Source organism: Aeromonas salmonicida subsp. salmonicida, from assembly GCF_001643305.1.
Lineage (GTDB): Bacteria > Pseudomonadota > Gammaproteobacteria > Enterobacterales > Aeromonadaceae > Aeromonas > Aeromonas salmonicida.
In genome coordinates this window covers 61,510-67,733 of record NZ_LSGW01000001.1, presented here as the reverse complement: position 1 = coordinate 67,733, position 6,224 = coordinate 61,510, and the positions used below count along the sequence as shown (strand labels likewise).

Annotated in this window: 5 protein-coding genes and 1 pseudogene; all 6 read right to left on the bottom strand. The window is 52.5% G+C overall.

The annotated features are described in order from the left end of the window. Positions 1-72: 72 nt before the first annotated feature. Positions 73-780 (bottom strand): annotated as a pseudogene (lafA, locus tag AXW79_RS00395) (lateral flagellin LafA); the annotation flags it as partial. 186 nt (positions 781-966) lie between these two features. Next, positions 967-1,242, bottom strand: coding sequence for a hypothetical protein (locus AXW79_RS00390; protein WP_005314246.1), 276 nt, complete (start codon positions 1,240-1,242; stop codon positions 967-969). Beyond that, on the bottom strand, positions 1,239-3,575 hold the full coding sequence (locus AXW79_RS00385) for a motility associated factor glycosyltransferase family protein (protein WP_232727557.1): 2,337 nt from the start codon (positions 3,573-3,575) through the stop codon (positions 1,239-1,241). Before AXW79_RS00385 ends, AXW79_RS00390 begins: the two co-directional genes overlap by 4 nt. Positions 3,576-3,596: 21 nt before the next feature. Continuing rightward, positions 3,597-4,496 (bottom strand): lateral flagellar hook-associated protein LfgL, encoded by a 900-nt coding sequence (lfgL, locus tag AXW79_RS00380; protein WP_005314249.1) that lies wholly within the window; start codon positions 4,494-4,496, stop codon positions 3,597-3,599. A 10-nt stretch (positions 4,497-4,506) separates the two neighbouring features. Further along, complete coding sequence (gene lfgK / locus AXW79_RS00375) at positions 4,507-5,826, bottom strand: lateral flagellar hook-associated protein LfgK (protein ID WP_005314250.1); 1,320 nt, start codon at positions 5,824-5,826, stop codon at positions 4,507-4,509. Beyond that, a complete protein-coding gene (locus AXW79_RS00370) occupies positions 5,826-6,224 on the bottom strand; it encodes a rod-binding protein (protein WP_005314251.1) in 399 nt (132 codons plus the stop codon). The genes lfgK and AXW79_RS00370 overlap by 1 nt, the downstream gene beginning before the upstream one ends.

The following is a 6,224-nucleotide window of genomic DNA, read 5'->3' as shown; positions in this document are numbered from 1 at the left end:
CTGTCGCCGGTAGAGTTTGAAATGCAGTTTATTTCTCAGCCACATAGTGTCTAGAACACCAGGGGCGATTCAACCATTCGCCATATCGGTGTTCTCTTTCATATTGGAAAGGTTGTTGACGGTATGCTCCAGACGGTTGATGTTGGCACCGAAGGCAGAACGAGCTTCACCGATCTTCTCCAGCATGCTGTCCATGGCAGTGATCTGGGCAGCCGCACCAGTGGTCAGGGCGGCAGTAGAGGCAGTACTGATAGCGGTATTGACGCTGGTTACTTTGGTGGATGCATCGAAAACAAGTTTCTCATTAACGCTGGCACCAATTTGGAAAGTCACGCCACCGGTAGCTTGGAATTTACCACCGGTTTTCAGCAGAGAAGTGCCGCCGAAAGTGGTGTTGTCGCGGATGTTACCCAGCTCTTTACCCAATTCCTTGAACTCGGCGTCCATGGCATCAAGATCCTTGGTGCTGTTGGTACCATTGGCCGCTTGGGTAGCCAGATCCTTCATGCGCTGGGTGATGTTGGTCATCTCGTCCATGGCGCCTTCAGCGGTCTGGATCATGGAGATTGCGTCCTGAGCGTTGCGCATACCAACCTTTTGACCGTTGGACTGAGCCTGCAGACGGGTAGCGATTTGCAGACCGGCAGCATCGTCGGCAGCGGAGTTGATGCGCAGACCGGTACCCAGACGCTGCATGGCGGTACCCAGCATCTTGTTGGTAGAGTTCAGCTGGTTCTGGGTGGTCATGGAAGCAAAGTTGGTATGAATGGACAAGCCCATGGTTATTTCCTCAATTTAGACGCTGCACTGCAGCTTGTTAGATAGACAAAATAGAAGGACGACCAGGGCATGGAGAAAATTGAGCCGGAGACGACAATTTATTAAGTGATCTGCTCAAAAAAGCGGGAATGGGGATATTAAGACAGCTGCGGGGGCCATAAGCCCCCGCAAAAACGATGGATACTCTCAGACAAGTGCCAGCTCGATCTCATCAAGCAAGTGAGGCAACTCATATTCCAGGTAATCACAGAGTCCCACCCAGTCGTGCCGTTCTTGGCATTGGAGCAACTGCTTGGCCAATGTGACCAAACAGACTTGCAGCTCGGCTGGAAGGTGGATCATCAGCGGCGTCAATAATTGCAACAAACGGCCACATTCAAAACAAGCGCTCTCGTCCCTTCCTTCTCGCAACATGATGGCCAGATTCTCGGCCCCCGTTTTGAAACTAGCCACATCAATCATCCGGCAAACTCCTCGTGATAGCTGGTTCCCAGGATGCGAGCGCCTTCACGACTGCTGTTTCTGAACACGACTTCTGGATGGATCTTGACATAGAGCTCCATATAGTTCAGATAGATACAGAAGCTCAGCAGCGTTCTGACCGGTTTGCCGTGACCGTTTGGAACAGTCCGTCGGCCATAACGAGCATGTCCACCCAGCACGCCGTCATCCCAGCCAGTGTGGCTTTTTTCGCCTGGATAGGAGAAGTCAGCACCAAAGAGTGTCACTTGCCCAGCCCCCATCCTAACGGCCAGATCCGTTGCCGGATGTATTACACTACCACCGGTAAAGAGGCTAGCCCGCCGCAGCTTGCGGCTTAGTCTGACATAGGTATCGAGCGCCTCATAGGCGCCATAACGTGGTCCCTGCCAACTGGCCAAGACCCCATTGTCAACCATGGGCATGTAAACAAGCTTGATATCATGGGACCAGTCAGGATGCAGGATGCCACTGTGGATATTTCGATCCACGGTAACAACGATATCAGGCCTGATCTCTTGCTCTAGCAGTGGTCGCAAGGCCGTATCAACACAGATAAACATGGGGCGATCAGCCTGCTCGCGAACCTGTTTTAAGCGTTCAAAATGGCTTGCTAATGTTGGTCCGGTTGCTAGCACATAAGCTTCTCTACCTTTCATCGTCCCGAACAGAGCGGCAACATCCTGATCTTGCCGAAGCAGGGCCAAGTTTTCATCAAACCGCTTGAAGACCCACTCATCTTCGAACTCCCTATTCAGGACTTCGCGTCTGCTCTGGATCAAGACCCGATCCCGGATCTTGGCAGCGGACTCATCCGCCAATTCCAATTCTGAGCTCAAGAAGAGAAAAGGTGACATGACCAGCTCGTTCTCTTCTGGCAACAATAGCTCGACCCTGGGGTCTGAAAGCCAATCCAGTTGCTCCGTCAGATGCAAAACCAGAGCAAAGATAGCGGAGTTCATAATCTTGATATTTAGTCGCCGCAACCGCTTACGCTTCAGCAAAACTCGTGGCACATCACCCAACCCAGAGCCATACAAAGTCAGTTCTATCGCCTTTGCCGGGGACATAGCCGCAATATTTTCTGCCTCTCGTACCCGGTCATGTCGGCTAGTCAACTGAATACCATTGATGGTCAAGGTGGAACTGAGACCTTCAACCAGCTCGGCAGGCACACGGTTGATATCCTGATCTTGCAGACAGGCCAGAACTGCAGGCCAACGTCGTGCTATGACTTCGGCATGCTGAGGGAAATAGTCAATCATGATGTTTGATGCCAATTGAAGCGGAGAGGAAAAAGAGAGGTAACCAATCAGGTCAGCAAGGCTGACCACATTCTGGCGAGACACATTTGCCTGAGCCAGCAGGCCTGACATAGTCCCCATAAAACCACCTTCCTTGAGCTGCAAGCTGAGCTTGCCTTGCAACTGCTCAAGCTCTTCCTGTTTAAGGTTCTGGCTACGCGCCTTCACTCGATCGAGCTGTTTGACCATTTTCTGGCGAAACTGTTTGAGCTCACGCACGGACTGTTCAATCTCGCCAAGCAGCCGCTTCAGGCGCTGTTGCTCCTGCTTGAGTTCACCCTTGTCGATACCCTCACCCAGTTGAGTCAGTTGCCCTGGTTTGAGCTTGAATTGAACCGGTACCGGATTACCAGCCGGGATCCGGATGCCTTCTCCACTCAGCAACACGGGTTCGTCCAGTTTACGTCTGTATTGATCAGGCACACTCAACTCAAGCTTGCCGAGTTCGTTTAACCGTACCTGGATATTTTCTTTGCGCAGAGCCCGATCCAGCCTCGAGACTACTTCAGCCTCATTGGCTCCGGCAGGCAATATAACTTCAGCTGCGCTACTGGTTTGCGGAAAAGAGAAAACAAGACGTTCGGCACTTGCTTTGGGGGTAAGAAAATCGAGCCGATCGGAACTGTAATGAACACGGCTATCCATAGCAGAAGCCAGCAAGCGCGGTCTCAGCTCTGAGGTCAAGGGAGCCTTAGGTTGGGTCAACTTCTCTTCTAACAATTTTAAGCGCGATACCAGATCGCCACTCGCAGCACGATTTTGGCCGAGTTGCTGCTCCAGACGTTTCAGCTCCCCCCACACCTGGCTCAAGGCTTGCTCCCCTCCCTGGGCATGGGCAATTCGCTGCTGAGCCGTACCAATCAGAGCCCAGCGATCCAGCCGGACAATATTGGGGTGACGTTCCGTTTTGCTGGCTGGCTGGGACGCAGTTTGAGCAGTCACGCGCCCGCGCAGTCGGGGCTGGGCAGGGGTTTCGGCCACTCCGCCCAAACGGGTTTGTTGGATCTGCATCATGGCTCCCTGAACCTGAATTTATGGCATGTAGTTGAACAAGCTCAAGCCGTTGACCTTGGCAAATGCCTGTTGTTGCACTTGCAAAGCCATCAGCACATGAGCCTGCTGGGTGACGGCACTGGCATAATCGAGGGACTCTATCTGATTACTCACTTCCTTGCTATAGACGCCCTTCTCGGCATGCCCTTCATCCACTTGATCAAGCAAATTAATACGAGCACCAATAGAACTCACCATCTGGCTGATATCGTCCTGTAATGTCTTGCTTCTATCCAGCATGTTCCGAGCTTGATCCGCTGCATCGGGAGCACCGCTTTCCATGGCTTCCACCATGGCGTCCAGCTGCTTGAAGAAGTCTCCGTTCTGGATGAAAAGCTGGTCTGCCGTCTGATTGAGCCCCACGGTAACACCTTTGGCGATGCTGACTTCTCGGGTCAACGCATCACCCTGATACTGATAATCACCAGAGGGCGTTTTAACGATCGCAATCTGGTTCACCTGACTGCCGGCAAAAAGGCTCGAACCACTCTCGTTGCGGGCATTGGCCAGATCCAGCAAACCATCCTTGAGAACAGCTGTTTCACTGGCTACCGCTCGGCGATCATCTTCGGAGAGTGAACCAGTGGCCGCGGTTTGGGTCAGCTCACGCAACCGCATCAGCATGTTGGTCATGGTTTCCAGCTGCTGCTCCCCCTGAGAGAGCTGGCTCTTGGCGTTGGCAATATTTTTCTGATATTGCTCCATGGCAACCTGCTCTTTCTTCAACCCAAGCAGGCGTACGCTCCCCACGGGATCATCCGAGGGTTGCAGGATACGTTTGTTAGCCGATATCTGGCGATCAAGCCGAGCATATTCACCGAAACCATGTTGCAGATTGTCGAGCATGCTGAGTTGGATCTGGTTGGTGCTAATGCGCATGGTCACTCCGTCAGAACATGTTCAGGATGGAATTGAAGAGCTGATCGGAAGTACTGATCACTTTGGCATTGGCCTGATAGGCCTTGGTATAAGCCATGATCTTGACCCCTTCCTCATCAGTGTTGACCCCACTGACACTACTCAGTTTGGTGGCCAGCTGTTTCTCCATATTGGCATCCGCCTCCATGGTGGCCTTGGCTTGGCCACTTTGTACCGCCATCCGGCCAAGCAAGGCACTGTAGGCATCATATTGGCTATCTTTGATGGTCAGCAGCTCTTGCAAGTTGCGGTTGTCACCACTACCACCGCCCGCCTTGGCAAAAGCCAGATCATCGCCAGTGAAACCATCTGCAATCTTCAGGGTTCCAGACGGATTGAGTGGATCGTACGTGAAAAGAGATTTCCCCGGGTTACCATGCAGATCGACCCCTCCGCTCTGCTTGGCATTAAAATCATCTGCCAGTTTCTTTGCTATCTGATTAAGCTCGTCACGGAGCGGGCGCAAGACTGTCGTCCTGTATTCGATCACCCCGGCCAGACTGCCACCATGCAGCTTGGGTACATCAAAGGACTGAGGTCCAAAGCTGAGGCTGAGCGAATCACCAGCCAAAGAGAGAGTACTGCTACTACCAGCCAATACCAGTGGTTGTCCCTGAGGCAAACTTAACGAGAATGAACCATCACTTTGTCGGTTGACCCTAACTTCCATGAAGGTCGACAACTCACGCACGATCTGTTCGCGACTGTCTTCCAGTACCGAGGTGTTGACCCCCTTGGAAGCCTGCTCGCTAATCTGGGTATTCAGCTCGGCCACTTGTTTCAGGTAGCTGTTGACCTGAGAGACAGTGCTGTTCAGTTGATCGTCGATCTGCTTCTCTTGCGTCAACATGCTCTCGTTCAACTGGCCAAAACGGTTGGCCAGGGCACCGGCAGAGCTGACGATCTGGCTGCGCTGCGCTGGCGTCTCCGGGCTGTCGAGTGCGGCACTCAAGGAGGCAAAGAAACTGTCCAGTCCCTTGGCAATATTCATCGACTCGCTACCCAACAACTGCTCGGTGGTATTGATGTACTGATGAAATGAATAAGAGGCGCCAGTGGAAGAGCGACTGCGCCAATGCTGTGAAACCAAGTAGTCATCCGTGATCCTGCGAACACCGGTTACCTCTACCCCCATGCCGTTGTCCAATCGACCAAAGCCGGACAGACTGCCCATCATGGCTTCCTGGCGGCTATAGCCTATGGTATTGACGTTAGCGATATTCTGGGCGGTGACATTTAACGCGATCTGGGCCGCGTTAAGTCCGCTCAAACCGATATTGAGCATCGACATCAGTCAACTTTCCTCATTTTTGCCGAATTCAGAGGCTGACTGAAGGCAGCCAGGGTCTGTGATTCTAAAGCGACCACAGGCTCGGCATTCTTTAATGTCGGCACCAATTGGCTGACCATCTGCTCTTTCAGCCCCATACCGCCACGCTTGACCAGACTCATCGCCAGTTGACTGTCATACATGTCGCGATATAGATCTTCTCCTTTAATAATCTTGTCGTCTTCATCCTGCATGGCGTCGGAGGCTGAACGCATATGCTTGAGCACAGTCTGTAAAAAGCTCACTTCAAATTGGCCCGCAGCGGCATCCAGCGCCGCACGTTGATCCGGATTGCTCTTTATCTGCTGCAATTCATTGAGATCCTGATAAAAACCAGGCTCTGACGTTATTCTGGTCAT